Here is a 20262-nt window from a genome sequence, read left to right on the forward strand (position 1 = left end):
TGCGGAGGCTTATCAACTACATAAGCACATGATTTTGAATGATAATCGGAGCGCGCAATGGAGGGTCTGAGCGAGCGCCAATACGCCGCCCGCGTCGGCCTTTCACGCGGTGCAATCCAGAAGGCCAAGGCGACTGGGCGGCTGGTGCTGCATGCCGATGGCAGCATCGACGCGGTGGCCAGCGATGCTCTGCGCGCTGAAGCGACCGATCCGTCGAAGACCCGGAAAGCGCCGCAGCCGAAACTCAAACCCGTCCCCGAGGCGGCCGTATCAGCCGTTGGCGAAACCCTGCGTGAACAGGGTCTAGCGGCACCGCCCGTTGGCAGCGGAACCACCTTCCTGCAGGCCAAGACGGCAAATGAAGTGCTGAAGGCGCAAGAACGCCGCCTCCGGCTGCAAAAGCTGAAGGGCGAGTTGATCGACCGGGCGCGTGCGCTTTCACTGGTCTTCCGCATTGCGCGGCAGGAGCGCGACGTCTGGGTCAACTGGCCCGCGCGGGCGGCGGCGTTGATGGCGGCTGATCTGGGTGTGGAGCCCGCCGCGATGCAGAAGGTTCTGGAGAAACATGTCCGTGCCCAACTCGACGATCTTGCCGAGGTCAAACCTGATCTCCGGTGACGATGCCTTTGAGTTCGACGGTGCGGTAGAGATCCTGCGCGCCTGGGGCGCGGGCCTTACGCCGGATCCGGATCTGACCGTGTCGGAATGGGCAGATCGGCACCGCATGTTGTCGGGGCGCGCTTCGGCAGAACCGGGTCGGTATCGCACCGCCCGCACGCCCTACATGGGCGAAATCATGGACCGGCTTTCGCCCGGCGACCCGACACAGCGGATCGTCTTCATGAAGGCCGCGCAGGTTGGCGCGACCGAGGCCGGAAACAACTGGATCGGGTTCGCGATCCACCAGGCGCCGGGCCCGATGCTCGCGGTCCAGCCAACGGTGGAGCTTGCGAAACGCAACTCGCGCCAGCGGATCGATCCGCTGATTGATGAGAGCCCGGAACTGCGGGAGCGGGTGAAGCCCGCGCGCTCGCGCGACGCAGGCAACACCATGCTGTCGAAGGAATTCGCGGGCGGCATCCTGATCATGACGGGCGCGAACTCGGCGGTCGGGCTGCGCTCGACCCCGGCGCGCTACATCTTCCTCGACGAGGTCGATGCCTATCCAGCCTCGGCCGACGAGGAAGGCGATCCGGTCACGCTGGCCGAGGCCCGGTCGCTGACTTTTGCCCATCGGCGCAAGGTGTTCCTGGTCTCAACTCCGACCATCCGGGGGCTGAGCCGGATTGAGCGGGAGTTCGAGGCAAGCGATCAGCGCCGGTTCTTCGTGCCATGCCCGCATTGTCAGCAAATGCAGTGGCTGAAGTTCGAGCGGCTTCGCTGGCAGAAAGGTCGCCCGGAGACGGCGGAGTATCACTGCGAGGGCTGCGAGACGCCCATCGCGGAACATCACAAGACGGCGATGCTGGAGGGGGGCGAATGGCGGGCGACCGCCAAGGCCGCCGATCCGACCACGGTCGGGTATCACCTCTCGGCGCTCTATTCGCCGATCGGCTGGCTGAGTTGGGAGCGGATCGTGCGCGCATGGGACGCGGCCCAAGGGTCGGACGAGGCGATCAAGGCCTTCCGCAACACGATCCTTGGCGAGACATGGGTCGAAACCGGTGAAGCGCCGGACTGGCAAAGGCTTTATGACCGGCGCGAGCGCTGGAAACCGGGCATGGTGCCTGCGGGTGGGCTGTTCCTGACCGCTGGAGCCGACGTTCAGAAGGACCGGATCGAGGTCGATGTCTGGGGCTGGGGCCGTGGGTTGGAAAGCTGGCTCGTCGATCATATCGTGATCGAAGGCGGTCCCGACCGGCATGAGGCTTGGGGCGACCTGACGGCGCTGCTGGACCGGACCTGGCCGCATGAACATGGCGCGCATCTGAAGATTGCGCGGCTTGCCATCGATACCGGCTACGAGGCCCCGGCGGTCTATGGCTGGTCACGGGCGCAAGGGTTTGCACAGGTGGCCCCCGTAAAAGGCGTCGAAGGCTTCAACCGCGCGAGCCCGGTTTCTGGGCCGACTTATGTGGACGCGACGGAGGGCGGCAAACGTTTGCGGCGTGGTGCGCGCCTCTGGACCGTGGCGGTGTCGACCTTCAAGGCCGAGACCTATCGCTTCCTGCGGCTGGAACGACCAACCGACGAGGAACGCGCCGACGGCGCGGTATTCTCACCCGGCACGGTTCACCTGCCGAATTGGGTCGAGAATGAATGGCTGAAGCAGTTCGTCGCCGAGCAGTTGGTCACCGTGCGCACCAAGCGCGGCTTCGCGCGGCTGGAATGGCAAAAGCTGCGCGAACGCAACGAGGCGCTGGATTGCCGGGTCTATGCCCGCGCCGCCGCCTGGATCGCGGGGGCAGACCGCTGGCCCGACGAGAAATGGCGCGACCTCGAGGATCAACTCGGCGTCGTCGACGCCTCTGCAGATCCCGCAGGGCAGATCAACAGGCAAGCGCAGAAATCACAGGGCAAACGCCAGTCCGACTGGCTCGGACGGCGCGGAGGATGGTTCTGAACATGACCGATTGGACGGAAACCGAACTGTCGGCGCTGCGCAGGGCCTATGCCAGTGGGACGACCCGGGTCAGCTATGACGGCAAGTCCGTCGACTACGGCTCATCCGAGGATTTGCTGTCGCGCATCCGCACGATTGAGCGGGCTTTCGCGGGGACGACTCGGCCATTGCCGATCGCCGGTCTCGCGGGCTTCTCGCGGGGAGATCGCTGATGTCCGCGAACTGGTTTGACCAAGCGATTGCCGCGGTGGCCCCGCGTACTGCGGCCCGCCGTGTTCTCGCCAGGCAAGCGTTCGAGTCGCTGACGCGGGGCTATGATGGCGCGGCCAAAGGGCGGCGCACCGAAGGCTGGCGCGCGCCGGGCACCTCGGCCGACACCGAGGTTGGCGTTGCCGGAGCGCTCTTAAGGGACCGGATGCGCGATCTGGTGCGTAACAATCCGCATGCGGCAAAGGCCGTGGCGGTTCTGGTGAACAACATCGTCGGTGCGGGCATCATGCCGCGCGCCGCCAGTGGCAATGATACGCTGGACCGTAAGGTCGATGCGCTTTTCGCGCGGTGGTCGGACACGGCCGATGCCGATGGCCAGCTCGACTTCTACGGTCTGCAGACGCTGATCTGCCGCGAGATGATCGAGGCGGGCGAGGTGCTGGTGCGCCGCAGGCTGCGGCGCGCGAGCGACGGCTTGCCGGTCCCGCTGCAAATGCAGGTGCTGGAGGCCGATTTCCTCGACGCCACGAAATCCGGCGCGCTCGGTGCTGGACGCCTTGTGCAAGGGATCGAGTTCGACCCGGTCGGAAAGCGCCGGGCCTATTGGCTCCACGCCGAGCATCCAGGTGATGCCTATGGCGCGCTGCAGAACGGCCTGCAGAGCCGTCCGGTCCCAGCGACCGAGATCGCCCACGTCTATGAAAAGCAGCGGACGCAGGCGCGCGGCGTTCCCTGGGGCGCGCCGGTGATCCGCAGCTTGCGCGACCTCGACGACTACGAAGTCGCCGAACTGGTCCGCAAGAAGACCGAGGCCTGCGTCACGGCCATCGTCTTCGGCGACGACGAGGCCCAGCAGGGCATTGCGCCCTCCGTGGTCGACGCCGACGGCAATCGGGTGGAGCAGTTCGAGCCGGGGCTCATTGCCTATGCCCGCGGCGGCAAGGACATCCGGTTCAACCAGCCTTCGGCCACAGGCGGCTATGGCGAATACAAGCGGGCCAGCCTCCATACCATCTCGGCCGGGTTCCGGGTGCCCTACGAGCTGCTGACCGGCGATCTCAGCCAGGTCAACTATTCCTCGATCCGGGCGGGGCTGGTGGAGTTCCGCCGCCAGATCGACGCGGTGCAGTGGCAGCTCTTCATCCCGATGTTCTGCGCACCCGTATGGCGCTGGTTCACGGAAGCCGCTTGGGCGGCGGGACAGATCCCGACGCCGGATGTGCCGGTCGAATGGTCGCCGCCGAAGTTCGAAGCAGTCGATCCGCAGAAGGACGCGATGGCAAACCTGCTGTCGATCCGCTCGGGCACCATGACGCTGGCCGAGGTGATCGCCCGGCAGGGCCGCAACCCCGACGCGGTGCTGGCGGAAATCGCAGCCACAAATGCCAAACTCGATGCGCTTGGGCTGGTGCTCGACAGTGACCCGCGCCGCGTCACCAAAACCGGCAGCGCGCAGTCCGGAGACACGTTCGAGGCTGCAACGCGCGAGCAAAAATAAACTAAGCCTTCGGTCACTTGCCCTTACAGCGCTGCTCTTAGTTCGTGCCGTTGATTGGCTGGAAGTATGTCGGCAACAGCGAGCATTAGTTCGAGGAGCCTCCTGTCTTCATCTGCGGAGGATGTCGGTTCACGAAACTCCGGCCGCAATACCATAAGCCGAACCTTTTGCGCATCTCCGCCGCGGGGGCGCTTGCCAAATTCGGCAAGCCAAATCGTGAGTTTCTCGAAGAGATCCTCATAGGCTGGTGAGCCAAAACGGAGCTCATCAAACCATTTGGAAAGAGCGTGCTCGGTGTTGCGGCCATCGAGTGACTTGTAGTCACGAAGGTAGTCGTCTGGGGACAACCCATCATAGCCGACAAACTTGGAGAAGCCGAAAAGTGGTCCGCCTGCTTCTTCCAAGACATAGAATGCGTGGGCTTGGCCCAATCGGTCCGCCAGTCCCGGATACTCCGGCAGGCTGTCATTTAATGTCTTGATTGCTTCGAGCGCGCTGCCTGGATTTGTGACGAGGTTCGGCATTTTGTTTCTCCATTCTTAATCATTTAAATCCGATCTAGATGAAGTAGGATGGAATGTCAATCTAGATCGTCTAGATCAGATTTAGTGACTAGCCAGCGGTTTACTCAGACCCAAGGGCATTAGGACCGGCAACTCAGGAACCCCTTATGGACACAATGATCGAACTACCGGCCCTGCGCCGGTCGGCGGAGCTTGCGCCAAACTCAGCTGATTCCGACTCCCGCACCGTCGAGGTGATTTGGTCAGCGGGGGCTCGGGTCCGCCGTTCGACACTGTTTGGCGAGCCCTATGACGAAGAGCTCAGCCTTGACCCGACCCATGTGCGGCTGGATCGGCTGAACGCGGGCGCACCGTTTCTGAAGGTGCACGAGATCGACACGCTGGATGCGGTGATCGGCTCGGTCGTGCCGGGTTCGGCGCGGATCGAAAACGGTCGCGGCATTGCTCAGGTCAGGATCAGCGAGCGCGCTGATGTCGAACCAATCTGGCGCGACATCCAGGCCGGCCACATCCGCGCGGTCTCCATCGGCTACCAGGTCCATCGGTTCGAAGTGTCCAAACCCGAAGCGGCCCGCGAGCTTTGGCGCGCGGTGGACTGGACACCATTCGAGGTGTCCGCCGTGCCCGTTGGCGCGGACCCTGCCGCGGGGTTCCGCGCCCAATCCCCACTTCACGACTGCGTCCTCCATCGCCGGGACGTCTCACCCACCCAAACAGGAGCCATCCCGATGAAGGACAAACCCAACGCCCCTGCCGCAGAGGCCAAAGACCAGCCCAGCGACACAGTCGCGACCGAGGACACCACTATGACTGAACCCAAGACGCCTGTAGCTGAGCCGAAGGTCGCTGCCGCCCAGACCCGCGCGCAATCGAAACCGCATAAACCCGAAGCCGCCGCAGCACCCGATACCGAAGCTGTCGCGACCCGCGCCCGCGAAACCGAACGCGACCGAGTCTCCACGATCTATGACCTGGCGGGCCGCCTGAACCTCGAACGCAGCTTTGCCGAGGATCTGGTGAAACGCGGCACGGATATCGGCGAGGCCCGCCGTCTGATCCTCGATCAGGTGGCCGCGAAATCTGAGGAAACCCGCACCTTCAGCCAGGTGTCGATTCCGCTCGGCGGCCGCGACGAGCAGATCACCCGCCGCGATGCCGTGGCCAATGCGCTGCTGCACCGATACAGCCCGACGCTCTTCCAACTCGAGGACGCCGCGCGCCAGTATCGCGGCATGACGCTCATGGAACTGGCCCGTGAAAGCCTCGGCAATGCCGGGGTGAATACGCGCGGCCTGTCTCGCGATGAGGTGGCGACGCGGGCGTTGCATTCGACGTCCGACTTCCCGGAGATCCTGTCGGCGGTCACCAACAAGACCCTTCGGCAGGCCTATGACGCCTATCCCCGGACGTTCATGCTGTTCTGCCGCCAGGTGCTCGCCACGGACTTCAAGGCGATGCACCGGGTGCAGCTCGGTGAAGCCCCACAGCTGCTGGAGGTCGGTGAGAGCGGCGAGTTCAAGCGCGGGACGCTCGGCGAGAGCAAGGAGAGCTACAAGGTCAAAACCTATGGCCGGGTGGTCGCGATCACCCGCCAGACGCTGATCAACGACGATCTCGACGCCTTCACCCGGATCCCGGCGATGTACGGCAACTCCATCGCGCAGCTGGAGTCGGACGTGGTCTGGGGCATCATCACCGCCAACCCAGCCATGGCCGATGGCAGTGCGCTGTTCCACACCAGCCACAAGAACCTCGCAGGGACCGGCGCGGCGCTGGCGGTGGAGGCGGTTGGCGCGGCCCGGGCGGCAATGGCCAAGCAGACGGGTCTCGACAAGAAAACGGTGCTGAACGTCCGCCCCGCCTTTCTGATCGTGCCCGCCTCGCTGGAACTGAAGGCCGAGCAGCTGGTCGCGCAGAACCTCGTGCCCGCCGCGACGTCCAGCGTCGTGCCGCAGTCGATCCGCACGCTCGCGCCGATCAGCGAGCCCCGGCTCGACGCCGCCAGCGAGACCGCCTGGTATCTGGCGGCCAGCCCGAACCAGATCGACACCATCGAGTACGCCTATCTCGAGGGTCAGCAGGGCGCCTACATCGAGACCCGCAACGGCTTCGACGTCGACGGGGTCGAGATCAAGTGCCGCCTCGACTTCGGCGCCAAGGCCATCGACTGGCGCGGCCTCTACAAAAATCCGGGCGCATAAGCCGCACCCTATGCTGAACCCTGACACACGGGTGGTCCTGACGGGCCGCCCTTCGTCTTTCCCAGAGGATCCTCCCCATGAAAAACTTCGTCCAGCCCGGCAACACCATCACCCTGACCGCACCCTATGCAGTCACTTCCGGCGATGGCCTGCTCGTAGGTTCCATCTTCGGCCTTGCCTCGGGCACCGCCGCCCTCGGCGAACCCGTCGAGACCGCTCTCACCGGCGTCTTCGACATCACCAAGATCGGCTCGCAGGCCTGGACCGCGGGTGCCAGGATCTACTGGGACGACACCAACAAGCGCACCACCAACGTGGCCACCTCGAACACGCTTATCGGCGTCGCCACCGAGGCAGTCGCGGGCGGGGCCGGTGACACCACCGGCCGAGTGCGGTTGAACGGCGCGTTCTGATGAGCGCCTTCGCCGCCGCCGTCAGCGCGCTCTTCGCCGATCTGAACATTGGCCGGGATGCGGTCTACACGCCTGAGGGCGGCGCGCCTCTTCTGGTGCGCGTCGTCGCCCGCCGTGCGGACGCGGTCACGGATTTCGGCGATACAAGGATCTGGTCCGAGACCACGCGCGTTGATCTGCAGGTGGCCGAGGTACCGGAACCGCGCCCCGGCGACCGGATCGAGATCGAAGGAGAGGCCTTCCTTTTCCAAGGCGAGCCCGTCCGCGACCGCGAGCGACTCGTGTGGACCGTCGATCTGAGGCCCGCTTGACCGCTATGAAACTGAAGCTCGACATCGATCCCGACATCGTCGCGATGATGCAAGCCGAGGTGACAGCGGGCGAAAGCGCCGTGACCGCCGCGATGCGCGAGGCCGGGACAGGGCTGAAGTCGGCCTGGCGGTTGCAGATCACCGGCGCGGGGCTCGGCCCCCGGCTCGCCAACTCGATCCGCAGCCAGAACTTCCCGAGGTCGGGCGAGAGCCTCGACGCCGCGGCGCTGGTCTGGTCGAAAGCGCCGGTCATCGTCGGCGCGCATGACACCGGCCCGCTGATCCGCTCGAAAGACGGGTTCTGGCTGGCGATCCCGCTGCCAGCTGCTGGCAAATCCCTGCGCGGCGGCCGCATCACGCCCGGCGAATGGGAACGACGGCGCGGGCTGCGCCTGCGCTTCGTCTATCGCCGCACGGGCCCGAGCTTGCTGGTGGCGGAAGGACGGTTGAATACGAAGGGTCAAGCGGTCGTGTCGCGGTCGAAGACCGGCCGCGGCAAGGTCACCGCGCCGATCTTCCTGCTGGTGCCGCAGGTGAAGCTGCCGAAGCGGCTGGACCTGGCGCGGGATGCGGAGCGCGCAGTGGACGGTGTGCCGGGGCTGATCGTGGCGAGCTGGGTGGAGCAGAGGTTCTGAAGATGACTGCTGTGGCGGGCCTTGCGCTTATTCGACGATGTCCGCGATGGCCGCTTCGAACTGATAGCATCAAGTTGTCTTCAGATCAGCCCGCGCGTCGCGGATAATCGACCAGGACGAATGCAGGAATAGTCCCGCAATCCCGAACGCGACGATCAGGTCGGGCCATGCGCTGCCCAGCCACGCGACGAGGGCCGCGGCCACAACCACGGCCGCATTGCCGATCGCGTCGTTGCGCGAAAAGAGCCAGACGGCCCGCATGTTCGCGTCACCCTTGCGAAACCGCAGCAGCGGCAGGACCGCGAGGACGTTGACCACGAGAGCGATGAGACCGAATAGCCCCATGAGACCGGCGTCCGGCGTCGTCTGGGTAAAGGCGCGCCAGATCGTCGTCCCAAGAACCCCAAGGCCCAGAACGCCAAGGAAGATGCCTTGGATCAGGGCGGATCGCGCCCGCCAGACAATGCTCCAACCGATTGCCAGAAGGCCCAGAAAGGTGATGAGGCCGTCGCCAATGAAATCGAGCGCGTCGGCCTTCACGGCCTGCGATCCGGAAATGAAGCCGCCGATCATCTCCGCAATGCCATACCCGACGTTGAGAATTACCACGATCCAGAGCGCGCGCCGATAGGCCGGGTCTTGGTAAGCTGCGCCCTCCTGCGCTTCGTCGTCGCCCGCTTCGATGCGATCGAACCCGTAGCCGGTCGCGGCCACGGCCCGTTCGATCTCGGACAGCCGCGCTTCGGGGACGTTCAACGTCAAGATGTGGGTGGCGGAGGAGACCTTTACTGCCTCCGGCGCCACGCCCGCCGACTGCGCGGCCCGCTCGATCTGGGCGGCATCCTTGGCGCAATCCATTCCGGAGACGCGGTAGCGGAAAGATGCGACATCTGCGGTCGGTTCGGCGCCTTGGGCATTGGCCATGCTTGCATTGGTCCTGCTATCTTGATGTGCGAAACACATCAGCGGAGAATGATATGGAACAAATCGCCGCGGACCGCAATGCCGTCGCGACGGCCACCGAGCGGCGGGCGAAGTTCTTTCGCGGCCTCGCGGACCAGAGCCGGTTGGCGATCCTGGATGCTCTGTGCGCCGGGCCGCTGGTCGTTCACGAGATCGTCGGGCGCACGGCCCTGACACAACCCAACGTCTCGAACCACCTTCGATGTCTGTCGGAGTGTGGCCTCGTAACCAGCATGCGCGATGGTCGTTTCGTGCGCTATCGGATTAGCAGCCCCCGGATTGCGGATCTTCTGCACGATGTGGAGGCTCTGCTCGACGCGGTGGCTACAGGCGTCGAAGCTTGTCGCAATTATGAGCCTGACGAGGATGAGTTCCACCGCTGACCCGCGTCACGACCTTAGCACATTGGCGCCGTCCGTGAATGCTGCTGCATTGGTCCGACTGGGCTTGAGGCGTATTCTTTCCGCAGTCGCCAATCGTGGTCCATCTCCATGCCCAGCCCTCGTGAAACCATCCTCACCGCGCTGCACGCGCGGCTCTCGGCGCTGTCTGCCACCGCCCTGCGCGGGGAGGTGCTGCCCGAGCGCATTCCGGCCGAGGGGCTCCTGATCCTCCGTGATGGTGAGCCGGGGGAACCCGAGGTCACGCTGTCGCCGCTGGCTTACCACTACCAGCACCGGGCCGAGATCGAGGCTGTCGTTCAGGGCGCCGATCGTGACGCCGCCTTTGACACGCTGATCGCCAGCATCGGCACGGCGCTCGCCGCCGACCGCACGCTGGGCGGGCTCTGCGACTGGGTTGAGGCCGAAGCCCCGCGCCCGGTCGATCTGCCGGTCGAGGGTGCGGCGAGCCTGAAGGCCGCCGTGATTCCGGTGGTGCTGCACTATTCCACGGCCGATCCGCTGGCCTGACCCCGACAACCCGAGGAGAACACAATGGCACGAGCCCAGGGGGCGCGGGCGCTGATGGCGCTTGCGTTCGAGACGACCTATGGAACGCCGCCCGCCAGCGGCTTCACCCGCATGCCCTTCGCCAGCACGTCGCTCGGCGCCGAGCAGCCGCTGCTGAACTCGGAGTTGCTGGGCTATGGCCGCGATCCGCTGGCGCCGATCAAGGACGCGGTGACGGCTGACGGCGATGTCGTGGTGCCGCTCGACGCAGAGGCCTTCGGCTTCTGGCTGAAGGCGGCGTTCGGCGCGCCCACGACAACGGGTGTGGAAGCCCCGTACACCCACGAGTTCCAGTCGGGGTCCTGGACACTGCCCAGCATGTCGATCGAGACCGGCATGCCGGAGATCCCGCGCTACGCGATGTATTCCGGCTGCGTGCTCGACCAGATCACCTGGCAGATGCAGCGCTCGGGTCTGCTGACCGCCACCGCACGGCTGGTGGCGCAGGGCGAGACGGTCGGCACGACCACCAGCGCTGGAACGCCCGCTGCGCTGGAGCTGAAGCGCTTCGGCCATTTCAACGGGGCGATCACCCGCAATGGCACCGCCCTCGGCAACGTGGTTTCGGCCGAGATCACCTATGCCAACAATCTCGACCGGATCGAGACAATTCGCTCGGACGGGCGCATCGACGGGGCGGATCCGTCCATCGCCGCTCTGACGGGCCGGATCGAGGTGCGCTTCGCCGACCAGACGCTGGTGACGCAGGCCATCAACGCCGAGGCCTGCGAGATGGAGTTCGCCTACGTCCTGCCGTCCGGCGAGAGCTTCACCTTCACCGTGCACGCCGTCTACCTGCCACGCCCGCGGATCGAGATTGCGGGCCCGCAGGGCGTGCAGGCCACCTTCGACTGGCAGGCCGCGCGCGACAGCATCGTCGGCCGGATGTGCACCGCAACCCTCGTGAACGATGTGGAGACGTATTGATGCTGACGCTCGACCTGACGAACGCGCCCCGCTGGCATGACCTCGCCTCTGGCGTCCGGGTGCAGCTGCGCCCTCTGACCACCGCACTGATGGTGGCGACCCGTAGCGATCCCGCCGTCGAGGCCGTGCCCGATGAGGCCTCCGACGAAGAGCGTGCCGTTGCCTTCGCGAAATCGCTGGCGCGACGGGCCGTGCTCGCCTGGGACGGCATCGGCAACGCCGACGGCAACGCCATCGACCCGAGCCCCGAGGCCATCGACGCGCTGCTCGACGTCTGGCCGATCTTCGAGGCCTTCCAGCTGACCTACGTCTCGAAGGGCCTGCTGCTGGAACAGGAAAAAAACGTCTCCGCGCTCTCGCCGAATGGTCCTTCGGCGGGGGCGAGCGATACTGCGAAGCCTGCGCGCAAACCTGCCCGGACTGCCCGGCGCGGCTGAACCGTCCGGAAACTCAGGAGGGTTGGCAGGTCTGGGACCTCGTCGGCCGGCTCGGCGGACAGCTGCGTGTCCTGCCCGGCGCGGTGATCGGCTGGGACATGTCGGCGGCGCTGGCGCTCGGTGACGCCCTCGGCGTGCCGCCGCTCGCCATGGCGGAACTGCTGCCCGTCATCGAAGCGGTGATGGTCGCCAAACTCAACGAACAGATGGATCACTCCCATGGCTGAGAAGAGGGTCAGCGTCCGCCTCGCGGCCGTAGGCGGACGGCAGGTGCGCGCCGAACTGGAAGGCGTGGGCGAAGCCGGATCGCGCGGTTTCGGACGGCTGAGCCGGGAGATGGAGGCTGCGAACGCGCGCCTTGCGGCTTTCTCGCGGCGGGTCCGGGTCGCGGCGGCCGCCGCAGTGGCCGCCGCCGCCGCGGCCGGCGTTGCCATGGTCCGGTCCGGGCTCCAGACGGTCGATGCGCAGGCCAAGCTGGCGCAGTCGCTCGGGACCACGGTCGCCTCGATCCAGACGCTGGAGCGCGCAGGCGAGCTCGCGGGCGTGTCGATGTCCGGCATCGAGCAGGCGACGAAGGATCTGACGCGCCGTCTCAGCCAGGCGGCCGCCGGGACCGGTCCCGCGGCCGACGCGCTCGACCGGCTGGGGCTTTCCGCCAACGAGCTAATTTCCCTGCCGCTGGACCAGCGCGTCGGCGCGATCAACGCCGCCATCGAGAGTTTCGTGCCCGCCGCCGAGCGCGCCGCCGTTGCTGGGCAGCTCTTCGGCGAGGAAGGCTCGATCGCCATGAGCCGGATCGACACCGCGACGCTGCGCCAGGCGACGGAGGACGTGCTCGCCTTCGGTGTGGTCGTCTCCGAGCAGGATGCCGACCAAATCGAGCGAACCAATGATGCGATTTCCCGGCTCGGACTGATCTGGCGCGGGCTCTCCAACCAGCTAGCCGTCGCCGCAGCCCCCGCGCTGGAAGCTGTCGCCAACGCCATGGCGGCGGTCGCCAGCCGCACCGGCCCGCTGGGCATCGCGATCCGCGGCATCTTCGACAACATCGGCCGTCTGACGACCTACGCTGCCACCTTCGCGGCGTTCCTCGCGGGACGTTGGGTCGCTGGCATGGCCGCTGCGGCTCTGTCAGTTCGTGGCCTCGCCACGGCGCTGGTCGTCCTGCGCGGGGCGCTGATCCGCACCGGCATCGGGGCGCTGATCGTCGGCGCGGGCGAGCTCGTCTACCAGTTCACCCGCCTCGTCTCAGGTGCGGGTGGGTTCGGCGAAGCGATGTCACTCCTGAAGGATGTCGCCGTCGAGGTCTGGGAACGCATCAGGATGGGCGCCGCAGCGGCGGGCGCGGCCGCCACGGCGATGTTCTTCGACCTGAAGGCAGACGCCGCGTCGGGCATGCAGAGCGCCATCGAGAGCGTAGTGGCTTTCGGCAACACGGCCGCGAACACCTTCGAAGGCGCCTACGAGGCGATCAAGGCGATTTGGGGCCTGCTGCCGGCGGCCATCGGTGATCTGGCGTTCCAGGCGGCCAACAGCCTGGTCGACGGCGTCGAGGCGATGCTGAACGGCGTGGTCTCGCGCATCAACGGCTTCATCGGCGGGATCAATCAGGGGCTGGAAGCGCTCGGTTCCGAGCGGCGCATCTCGCTGGTGCCGGACCTCGACCTTGGCGATATCGAGAACCGCTTCGAGGGCGCGGCCAGTGCTGCCACGACAGCGGCGCAGGCAGCCTTCGACCGGGCCTTCGAGGACAACCCGCTGACCGCGCCTGACCTCGGCTTGACCGAGGCGGCGAACCGGGCGCTCGAATCCGCGAATGTCTACCGGGGCGCGGCCCGCGATCTGGCTGAAGGGGCCCGCGCGCCCCTCGAAAGCTGGCAGGCGCTTCGCGACGCGGTGCGTGGAACTGACGAGGCGAGCGCGGACGCGCTGACCGAGGCCACCGGCGCGGCGGAGCGGCTGGAGACGGCGCTCGGCGATGCCGGACGCGCCGCAACAGGTGCAGGCGCGGCGGCCGGAGCCGCCGCCGCTGCAGCGGAGCCCGCGACCAAGGCCGCCGTCACCGGGTGGCAGGCGGTCACGGCAGCGCTGTCCGACTACGCCAGCAAGGCCCGCGACATCGGTGGCGACATCGGCCAGAGCCTCGTGAGTGCCTTCCAGTCGGCGGAGAACGCGGTCGGCGAGTTCGTGAAGACCGGCAAGCTGAATTTCCGAGACCTCGTCACCTCTCTGCTGGCCGATCTCGCCCAGTTGGCGGCGCGGCGGTTCATCCTCGGGCCGATCGCCAACGCGCTCTCCGGCGTGTTCTCCGGGGCGGGCGGCATCTTCGCCAATGTCCTGCATGCGGGCGGCATGGTCGGATCGGCCGGGCCGTCGCGGATGGTCCCGGCCATGGCCTTCGCCGCCGCGCCCCGCATGCATGGCGGTGGCATGGCGGGGCTTCGTCACGACGAGGTGCCTGCGATCCTGCAGCGCGGCGAGCGGGTGCTGTCGCGGCGGGAGGCCCAGAGCTACGGCGCGGGCGGCGGCGTCAACGTCACCATCATGGCGCGTGACGCCCAGAGCTTCCGGCAGTCCCGCACACAGGTCGCGGCGGACATTGCCCGTGCGGTCTCGCTCGGGCGGAGGGGCATGTGAGTGCGACCCCGCAAGTGGGAACCGGTTGCGGGAGCCAGAGCACGAACCATGGAGAGACTTGATGGCGTTTCACGAGGTCCGGTTTCCTGACAACATCAGCCGCGGCGCGCGGGGCGGGCCCGAGCGGCGCACCCAGATCGTCGAGCTCGCCTCGGGCGACGAGGAGCGCAACGCCAGCTGGGCCAACTCGCGCCGCCGCTATGATGTGGCCTACGGCATCCGGCGCGCCGACGATCTGGCGGCAGTCGTCGCCTTCTTCGAGGCGCGCAACGGTCGGCTGCATGGGTTTCGCTTCAAGGACTGGGGCGACCACAAGTCCTGCCTGCCTTCGGGCACGCCAGCGCCAACCGATCAGGCCATCGGCACCGGCGACGGCACGACGACCGCCTTCCAGCTGGTGAAGCGCTACGCCTCCGGCGCGCAATCCTGGTCGCGCGCCATCGCCAAGCCGGTGACGGGCAGCGTGCGCATCGCGCTCGGCGGGGTCGAACAGCCCTCCGGCTGGTCGGTCGACACCGCCACCGGCGTCGTCAGCTTTGGCGCCGCGCCAGCCTCCGGCGTCTCCATTACTGCGGGCTTCGAGTTCGACGTGCCCGTCCGCTTCGATACCGACGTGCTCGACGTCACGCTCGACCTCGAGCGGCTCGGCTCGATCACCTCCATTCCGCTTCTGGAACTGCGCCGATGAAGACCCTCGACCCCGACCTGCAGGCCCATCTCGACGAGGGCACGACGACGCTTGCCTGGTGCTGGCGGATCGCCCGCGCCGATGGCACGAGTTTCGGATTCACCGACCACGACCGGACGCTCAGCTTCGACGGGACCGACTTCGAGCCCGAGAGCGGGTTCACGGCATCCGAGGTCCGTTCCGGCTCGGACCTGTCGGTCGATGCGCAGGACGCCGAAGGCGTGCTGACCTCGGACCGGATCACCGAGACCGACATCCTCGATGGGCGCTGGGACAACGCCGAGGTCGAGGTCTGGCGGGTGAACTGGGCCGACACCGGCCAGCGCGTGCTGATGCGCCGCGGGGCCATCGGTCAGATCCGGCGCGGGCGGCTGGCCTTCGTCGCCGAAGTCCGCTCGCTGGCGCATGTGCTGGGCCAGACGGTCGGGCGGACGTTTCAGGCGACCTGCGATGCCGCGCTCGGCGATGGGCGTTGCGGCGTCGATCTGGAGGCCTCCGACTTCAAGGGCGCGGGTACCGTCATCGATCTGCTGCGCGACCGGGCTTTCACCGCATCAGGCCTCGGCGGCTTCGCCGCCGGCTGGTTCACCTTCGGCACGCTGAACTGGACGAGCGGCGCGAATGCGGGGCGGCGCACCGAGGTGCTGGGCCATGACGTGACCGACGGCGTTGCGATCCTGACTCTGCTCGAAGCGCCGGTGCGCGCGATCGCCGAGAACGACAGCTTCACCATCCGTGCGGGCTGCGACAAGCGCATGGAGACCTGTGGGGCCAAGTTCGCAAACACCGCCAGTTTCCGCGGTTTCCCGCACATCCCCGGCCAGGACGCGGTCCTGCGCTACGCCACCAAGGATGGTGGGCACGAGGGGTCCGTGCTGTGACGCAACCCCTCACATCGGCCGACCCCGCGCGCGTCATCGCCGTCGCGCGCTCCTGGCTCGGCACGCCTTACCACGACCAGGCGAGCCTGCGCGGTGTCGGCTGCGACTGCCTCGGGCTGGTGCGGGGTGTCTGGCGCGAAGTCGTCGGCCCCGAGCCGTTCCCGATCCCGCCCTACAGCCGTGACTGGGGCGAGACCGGACCTCGCGAGGTGCTGGCCGAGGGCGCGCGCGCCATGATGATCGAGGTGTCGCCCGCCGAGGCAGGCCCCGGCGCGCTGGTGCTGTTCCGCATAAAGCCCCGCGCCATCGCCAAGCATGTCGGGATCCTGATCGGGCCCGGCGCCTTCCTCCACGCCTATGAGCGGCTCGGCGTGATCGAGGAACCGCTCACCCCATCCTGGCGGCGGCGCATCGCTTTCGCCTTCCTGTTCCCGCAACGCTGAGACCCCCACATGGCCACCCTCGTTCTCGGTGCCGCTGGCGCCGCCATTGGCGGCAGTATCGGCGGTGCGATCCTCGGCGTCAGCGCCGCCACCATCGGTGGCTTTATCGGCTCCACCATTGGCTCGGTCGTGGACAGCTGGATTATCTCGTCACTGGCGCCAACCCAGCGGATCGAAGGCGCGCGGCTGGACAATCTGCGCATCACCTCGGCCACCGAGGGGGCGGTTATCCCGCGCCTCTATGGCCGCATGCGGATCGGCGGCAATATCGTCTGGGCGACGGATTTTCGCGAGGAGACCAAGACTACGACGCAGGGCGGGGGCAAGGGCGGCGGGGGTGGCGGCAAGGTCAAGACGACCGAATACTTCTACTATGCCTCCTTTGCGGTCGCGCTCTGCGAGGGGCCGATCACGGGCATTGGCCGGGTCTGGGCCGACGGCAAACTGCTGGACACCGCCGGGATCACATGGCGCTGGTATCCGGGCGATGAGAGCCAGACGGCCGATCCGTTTATGTCCGCGAAGATGGGCGCGGCGAACACGCCAGCCTATCGCGGCACCGCCTATGTCGTTTTCGAGGACCTGCCGCTCGGGGACTACGGCAACCGCATCCCGCAGCTGAGTTTCGAGGTGTTCCGCCCGTTCGCCTATCCGGACACGGCGGAGGGTCTCACGCAGGCGGTCACCATGATCCCGGCATCCGGCGAGTTCGCCTATGCCACGCAGGGCATCCGGAAGGGCAGCGGCGGGTCGTCCGAGCCCGAAAACCTCAACGCGCTGACCGACACCGCTGACATGGTAGTGGCACTGGACCGGCTGCAGGCCATGGCTCCGAAGGTCGAGAGCGTGTCGCTGGTGGTTGCCTGGTTCGGAGACGATCTGCGGGCAGGCAATTGTAAAGTGCGGCCCGGTGTCGAGGTCAGCGCCAAATCGACTACGCCGTCGACATGGTCCGTGAATGGCGTCAGCCGCGCCAGCGCGTTCCTCGTCAGCCGCGACGATCAGGATCGCCCGGTCTATGGTGGCACGCCCGCCGATTTCGCGGTGGTGCAGGCGATCAGGGAGATGAAGGCGCGTGGGCTGCGTGTCACCTTCTATCCGTTCATCCTAATGGACGTGCCGCCCGGCAACACGCTGCCGAACCCCTATTCCGACAACGCCGCCGGGACGGGCCAGCCGGCGTTCCCCTGGCGCGGCCGGATCACCTGTTCGCCTGCCGCAGGTTTCGCCGGAACCGTGGACAAGACGGCGACGGCCGCAAGTCAGGTCGCGGCGCTGTTCGGCGCGGCGACGCCCGCGAGCTTCAGCGTCTCGGGCGAGAGCGTGAGTTGGATCGGACCCTCCGGCGACTGGGGACTGCGCCGCATGGTGCTGCACTACGCCCATCTCTGCGCGGCAGCGGGCGGGGTGGACGCCTTCCTGATCGGCACCGAGATGCCGGGGCTGACCACGATCCGCTCGGGCGCCAGCACCTATCCCGCCGTGCAGGCCTATCGGGATCTGCTCGTCGATGTGCGGTCCATCCTCGGGTCCGGGACGAAGATCGGCTATGCCGCCGACTGGTCGGAGTATTTCGGGCATCAGCCGGGCGACGGCTCGGGCGACGTGTTCTTCCACCTCGATCCGCTCTGGGCCGATCCGGAGATCGATTTCATCGGCATCGACAACTACATGCCGCTCTCCGACTGGCGCGACGGGTTCGAGCATCTCGACGCGGCCGAGGGCTGGCCCGCGATCTACGACCGGGCCTATCTGCAGGCGAACATCGCGGGCGGCGAAGGCTTCGACTGGTTCTACGCCAGCGCGGCCGATCGTTCGGCACAGATCCGGACCGCAATCACCGACGGCGCCGCCGACAAGCCGTGGGTCTTCCGCTACAAGGATGTGCGCGCTTGGTGGTCGAACCCGCATTACGACCGCCCGGGCGGGGTGGAGAGCGGGACGCCGACGGCATGGGCGCCGCAGTCGAAGCCGATCTGGTTCACCGAGTTGGGCTGTCCCGCCATCGACCGGGGCACCAACCAGCCCAACGTCTTCTTCGACCCGAAGTCGTCGGAGAGCTTCACGCCGCATTTCTCGCGGGGCTGGCGGGACGACGCCATCCAGCGCGCCTATCTTGAGGCGACGTACCTCTGGTGGGGCGAGACCGCGAACAACCCGCTGTCGTCGGTCTACGGCGGCCGCATGGTGCATGTGCCCGAATGCGCTGCCTGGACCTGGGACGCGCGGCCCTATCCCTTCTTCCCGGCGCTGACCGATGTCTGGACGGACGGGGCGAACTGGCGGCTCGGCCACTGGCTGACCGGGCGCCTCGGGGCGGTGTCGCTGGCGGCGCTGGTCCGGCACCTCTGCCTGCGCGCCGGGTTGCCCGAGGGTCGCATCGACGTCACCGGCCTCTGGGGCGCGGTCGAGGGCTACGCCATCACGGCGCTGGAGAGTCCGCGCGCCTCGATCACCACGCTCTCGCGCCACTTCGGCTTCGACGCCGTGGAGACCGAGGGCGTGATCCGCTTCTTCATGCGCGGCCGGGCCTCCGTCTCCACCCTCGGACCCGACGACCTTATGGCCCCTCGCGAGGGCGACGTGCTGGAGCTCACGCGCGGCCAGGAAACCGAACTGCCGCAGGCGCTGAAGTGGCAGATCGCGCGGGCCGATGAGGATTACGACGCGGCCCTCGTCGAGGCCCGGCGCATCACGGTGGACACGACGCGCATCGCGTCCGAGTCCTTCCCGATGGCCGTGCCGCCCGAGGAGGCCGAACGCCGCTGCCGCCGCGCCCTGATGGAGGCGTGGGTGGGGCGCGAGACCGCGGCGTTTCGTCTGCCGCCCTCGCGCCTCGCGCTTGACCCGGCCGATGCGATCCGGCTGGAGCATGACGGGCGGTTGGTCGATCTGCGGCTCGTCTCCATCGCGGATGCCGACGCGCGCGGGGTCGAGGCCGTTCGCCAGGACCGCGCGACCTACGACCTGCCGCCCGGCGATCCCCGCGCGGCGTCGCTGACGCGGGCGGTCGTGTTCGGCGCGCCGGACGCGGTGCTGATGGACCTGCCGCAGCTCACCGAGGACCAGCCGGCGCATCGGCCGCTGATTGCGGCGCACGCGGTTCCCTGGCCGGGCGAGATGGCGGTGTTCCGCAGCCCCTCCACGAATGGCTTCGAGCTGCTGACCACGTTCGGCAGCCGCGCCCGGATCGGGGCTCTGGTCACCGACTTCTATCCGGGCCCAAGCTCGCGCTTCGACCTTGGCAATGCGCTGGTGGTCGATCTGCTCACCGGAACGCTGGAAAGCGTCACCGACCTCACTCTGTTCGGGGGGGCGAACGCGCTGGCGATCGAGAGCGCGCCCGGCGTTTGGGAGATCGTGCAGGCGGGCGCGGCCGAGCTTCTGGCGCCGGGCCGGTATCGTCTGACCCGGCTCCTGCGTGGCCAGCGCGGCACCGAGGATGCCATGGGCAATCCGGTGCCCGCTGGCGCGCGGGTCGTGGTGCTGGACACCGCGCTGGCGTCAATGCCGATCGCCGAGGCCGACCTCGGCATCCCGTGGAACTGGCGCATCGGCCCGGCCAGCCGCCCGGTCAGCGACGCGACCTATGTCGCGCAGGTCTTCACGTCCGAGGGCGTCGGGCTGCGGCCGTTCTCCGTCGTCCATGTCGAGCAGCCGTGGCGCAAGCCGCGTGCGCCCGGCGACCTGACGATCCGCTGGACGCGACGATCCCGCGCGCTCGCCGCCGACAGTTGGGGCGGGCTGGAGGTGCCGCTGGCCGAGGAGCTCGAAGCCTACGATGTCGAGATTCTCGACGGCGCCACCGTGAAGCGGGTGCTGAGCACCGCCACCACCAGCGCGGTCTACACCGCCGCCCAGCAGAGCGCCGATTGGGGCGCGCCGCTCGGCCCCGGCGACAACCTCACCGTCCGCATCTTCCAGCTCTCCGCCCTCGTGGGGCGGGGCGCGCCCAAGACCGTCACGCTGATACTCTGAAGG

At 67.5% G+C, this 20262-nt stretch carries 20 protein-coding genes; 18 read left to right on the forward strand and 2 right to left on the reverse strand.

What is annotated here, in order from left to right; translation table 11 throughout:
- Positions 1 to 57: 57 nt before the first annotated feature.
- The 4 genes from G5B40_RS14380 to G5B40_RS14395 are packed head-to-tail and all read left to right on the forward strand — an operon-like array spanning position 58 to position 4271.
- Positions 58 to 618, forward strand: coding sequence for a hypothetical protein (locus tag G5B40_RS14380; protein ID WP_165099890.1), 561 nt, complete (start codon positions 58 to 60; stop codon positions 616 to 618).
- Complete coding sequence (locus G5B40_RS14385) at positions 566 to 2563, forward strand: phage terminase large subunit family protein (protein ID WP_179961582.1); 1998 nt, start codon at positions 566 to 568, stop codon at positions 2561 to 2563. Before G5B40_RS14380 ends, G5B40_RS14385 begins: the two co-directional genes overlap by 53 nt.
- Positions 2564 to 2565: 2 nt before the next feature.
- Positions 2566 to 2775 (forward strand): phage head-tail joining protein, encoded by a 210-nt coding sequence (locus G5B40_RS14390; RefSeq protein WP_165099892.1) that lies wholly within the window; start codon positions 2566 to 2568, stop codon positions 2773 to 2775.
- Positions 2775 to 4271, forward strand: a complete 1497-nt coding sequence (locus G5B40_RS14395; protein ID WP_165099894.1) for a phage portal protein — start codon at positions 2775 to 2777, stop codon at positions 4269 to 4271. The genes G5B40_RS14390 and G5B40_RS14395 overlap by 1 nt, the downstream gene beginning before the upstream one ends.
- 23 nt (positions 4272 to 4294) lie before the next feature.
- Here the strand turns inward: G5B40_RS14395 and G5B40_RS14400 are convergent, their stop codons facing one another.
- A complete protein-coding gene (locus G5B40_RS14400) occupies positions 4295 to 4795 on the reverse strand; it encodes a hypothetical protein (protein ID WP_165099896.1) in 501 nt (166 codons plus the stop codon).
- A gap of 146 nt (positions 4796 to 4941) precedes the next feature.
- Here G5B40_RS14400 and G5B40_RS14405 point away from each other — a divergent pair, with 146 nt between their 5' ends.
- From G5B40_RS14405 to G5B40_RS14420, 4 genes are all read left to right on the forward strand, one after another.
- Positions 4942 to 6996 carry a prohead protease/major capsid protein fusion protein gene (locus G5B40_RS14405; RefSeq protein WP_165099898.1) on the forward strand — a complete coding sequence of 685 codons (2055 nt, stop codon included), beginning with the start codon at positions 4942 to 4944 and terminating at the stop codon, positions 6994 to 6996.
- Between the two features lie 77 nt (positions 6997 to 7073).
- Complete coding sequence (locus tag G5B40_RS14410; RefSeq protein ID WP_165099900.1) at positions 7074 to 7409, forward strand: DUF2190 family protein; 336 nt, start codon at positions 7074 to 7076, stop codon at positions 7407 to 7409.
- Entirely contained in the window at positions 7409 to 7720 is a 312-nt protein-coding gene (locus tag G5B40_RS14415) for a head-tail joining protein (protein ID WP_165099902.1), read from the forward strand. The genes G5B40_RS14410 and G5B40_RS14415 overlap by 1 nt, the downstream gene beginning before the upstream one ends.
- A gap of 5 nt (positions 7721 to 7725) precedes the next feature.
- Complete coding sequence (locus G5B40_RS14420) at positions 7726 to 8355, forward strand: DUF6441 family protein (RefSeq protein WP_165103698.1); 630 nt, start codon at positions 7726 to 7728, stop codon at positions 8353 to 8355.
- Positions 8356 to 8424: 69 nt separating this feature from the next.
- Here G5B40_RS14420 and G5B40_RS14425 read toward each other — a convergent pair whose 3' ends face one another.
- On the reverse strand, positions 8425 to 9279 hold the full coding sequence (locus G5B40_RS14425; protein ID WP_093359427.1) for a cation efflux transmembrane domain-containing protein: 855 nt from the start codon (positions 9277 to 9279) through the stop codon (positions 8425 to 8427).
- 53 nt (positions 9280 to 9332) lie between these two features.
- Here G5B40_RS14425 and G5B40_RS14430 point away from each other — a divergent pair, with 53 nt between their 5' ends.
- The 10 genes from G5B40_RS14430 to G5B40_RS14475 all read left to right on the forward strand — a co-directional run bounded on the left by G5B40_RS14430 (position 9333) and on the right by G5B40_RS14475 (position 20259).
- Positions 9333 to 9701: an ArsR/SmtB family transcription factor gene (locus tag G5B40_RS14430; RefSeq protein ID WP_093359426.1), complete on the forward strand. Its 369-nt coding sequence runs from the start codon at positions 9333 to 9335 to the stop codon at positions 9699 to 9701.
- A gap of 108 nt (positions 9702 to 9809) precedes the next feature.
- A complete protein-coding gene (locus tag G5B40_RS14435) occupies positions 9810 to 10229 on the forward strand; it encodes an acyl-CoA transferase (protein WP_165099905.1) in 420 nt (139 codons plus the stop codon).
- Positions 10230 to 10253: 24 nt separating this feature from the next.
- On the forward strand, positions 10254 to 11195 hold the full coding sequence (locus G5B40_RS14440; protein ID WP_165099908.1) for a phage tail tube protein: 942 nt from the start codon (positions 10254 to 10256) through the stop codon (positions 11193 to 11195).
- On the forward strand, positions 11195 to 11632 hold the full coding sequence (locus G5B40_RS14445) for a hypothetical protein (RefSeq protein WP_165099910.1): 438 nt from the start codon (positions 11195 to 11197) through the stop codon (positions 11630 to 11632). Before G5B40_RS14440 ends, G5B40_RS14445 begins: the two co-directional genes overlap by 1 nt.
- 83 nt (positions 11633 to 11715) lie before the next feature.
- Positions 11716 to 11859 (forward strand): DUF7697 family protein, encoded by a 144-nt coding sequence (locus G5B40_RS21265; RefSeq protein ID WP_165093516.1) that lies wholly within the window; start codon positions 11716 to 11718, stop codon positions 11857 to 11859.
- Positions 11852 to 14269 (forward strand): phage tail tape measure C-terminal domain-containing protein, encoded by a 2418-nt coding sequence (locus G5B40_RS14455; RefSeq protein WP_165099912.1) that lies wholly within the window; start codon positions 11852 to 11854, stop codon positions 14267 to 14269. Before G5B40_RS21265 ends, G5B40_RS14455 begins: the two co-directional genes overlap by 8 nt.
- Before the next feature lie 61 nt (positions 14270 to 14330).
- Positions 14331 to 14957 carry a DUF2460 domain-containing protein gene (locus tag G5B40_RS14460; protein ID WP_165099915.1) on the forward strand — a complete coding sequence of 209 codons (627 nt, stop codon included), beginning with the start codon at positions 14331 to 14333 and terminating at the stop codon, positions 14955 to 14957.
- Positions 14954 to 15838 carry a DUF2163 domain-containing protein gene (locus G5B40_RS14465; protein WP_165099917.1) on the forward strand — a complete coding sequence of 295 codons (885 nt, stop codon included), beginning with the start codon at positions 14954 to 14956 and terminating at the stop codon, positions 15836 to 15838. Before G5B40_RS14460 ends, G5B40_RS14465 begins: the two co-directional genes overlap by 4 nt.
- A complete protein-coding gene (locus tag G5B40_RS14470) occupies positions 15835 to 16281 on the forward strand; it encodes an NlpC/P60 family protein (RefSeq protein WP_165099920.1) in 447 nt (148 codons plus the stop codon). The genes G5B40_RS14465 and G5B40_RS14470 overlap by 4 nt, the downstream gene beginning before the upstream one ends.
- Before the next feature lie 9 nt (positions 16282 to 16290).
- Positions 16291 to 20259 carry a baseplate multidomain protein megatron gene (locus G5B40_RS14475; protein ID WP_165099922.1) on the forward strand — a complete coding sequence of 1323 codons (3969 nt, stop codon included), beginning with the start codon at positions 16291 to 16293 and terminating at the stop codon, positions 20257 to 20259.
- Positions 20260 to 20262 lie beyond the last annotated feature (3 nt).

The sequence above is a fragment of the Pikeienuella piscinae genome (assembly GCF_011044155.1).
GTDB classification, from domain to species: Bacteria; Pseudomonadota; Alphaproteobacteria; order Rhodobacterales; family Rhodobacteraceae; genus Pikeienuella; species Pikeienuella piscinae.

Bases quoted from the DNA above. Each gene is read 5' to 3' on its own strand.
- G5B40_RS14380 (WP_165099890.1), top strand. From the start codon at position 58: ATGGAGGGTCTGAGCGAGCGCCAATACGCCGCCCGCGTCGGCCTTTCA.
- G5B40_RS14385 (WP_179961582.1), top strand. From the start codon at position 566: ATGTCCGTGCCCAACTCGACGATCTTGCCGAGGTCAAACCTGATCTCC.
- G5B40_RS14390 (WP_165099892.1), top strand. From the start codon at position 2,566: ATGACCGATTGGACGGAAACCGAACTGTCGGCGCTGCGCAGGGCCTAT.
- G5B40_RS14395 (WP_165099894.1), top strand. From the start codon at position 2,775: ATGTCCGCGAACTGGTTTGACCAAGCGATTGCCGCGGTGGCCCCGCGT.
- G5B40_RS14400 (WP_165099896.1), bottom strand. From the start codon at position 4,795: ATGCCGAACCTCGTCACAAATCCAGGCAGCGCGCTCGAAGCAATCAAG.
- G5B40_RS14405 (WP_165099898.1), top strand. From the start codon at position 4,942: ATGGACACAATGATCGAACTACCGGCCCTGCGCCGGTCGGCGGAGCTT.
- G5B40_RS14410 (WP_165099900.1), top strand. From the start codon at position 7,074: ATGAAAAACTTCGTCCAGCCCGGCAACACCATCACCCTGACCGCACCC.
- G5B40_RS14415 (WP_165099902.1), top strand. From the start codon at position 7,409: ATGAGCGCCTTCGCCGCCGCCGTCAGCGCGCTCTTCGCCGATCTGAAC.
- G5B40_RS14420 (WP_165103698.1), top strand. From the start codon at position 7,726: ATGAAACTGAAGCTCGACATCGATCCCGACATCGTCGCGATGATGCAA.
- G5B40_RS14425 (WP_093359427.1), bottom strand. From the start codon at position 9,279: ATGGCCAATGCCCAAGGCGCCGAACCGACCGCAGATGTCGCATCTTTC.
- G5B40_RS14430 (WP_093359426.1), top strand. From the start codon at position 9,333: ATGGAACAAATCGCCGCGGACCGCAATGCCGTCGCGACGGCCACCGAG.
- G5B40_RS14435 (WP_165099905.1), top strand. From the start codon at position 9,810: ATGCCCAGCCCTCGTGAAACCATCCTCACCGCGCTGCACGCGCGGCTC.
- G5B40_RS14440 (WP_165099908.1), top strand. From the start codon at position 10,254: ATGGCACGAGCCCAGGGGGCGCGGGCGCTGATGGCGCTTGCGTTCGAG.
- G5B40_RS14445 (WP_165099910.1), top strand. From the start codon at position 11,195: ATGCTGACGCTCGACCTGACGAACGCGCCCCGCTGGCATGACCTCGCC.
- G5B40_RS14455 (WP_165099912.1), top strand. From the start codon at position 11,852: ATGGCTGAGAAGAGGGTCAGCGTCCGCCTCGCGGCCGTAGGCGGACGG.
- G5B40_RS14460 (WP_165099915.1), top strand. From the start codon at position 14,331: ATGGCGTTTCACGAGGTCCGGTTTCCTGACAACATCAGCCGCGGCGCG.
- G5B40_RS14465 (WP_165099917.1), top strand. From the start codon at position 14,954: ATGAAGACCCTCGACCCCGACCTGCAGGCCCATCTCGACGAGGGCACG.
- G5B40_RS14475 (WP_165099922.1), top strand. From the start codon at position 16,291: ATGGCCACCCTCGTTCTCGGTGCCGCTGGCGCCGCCATTGGCGGCAGT.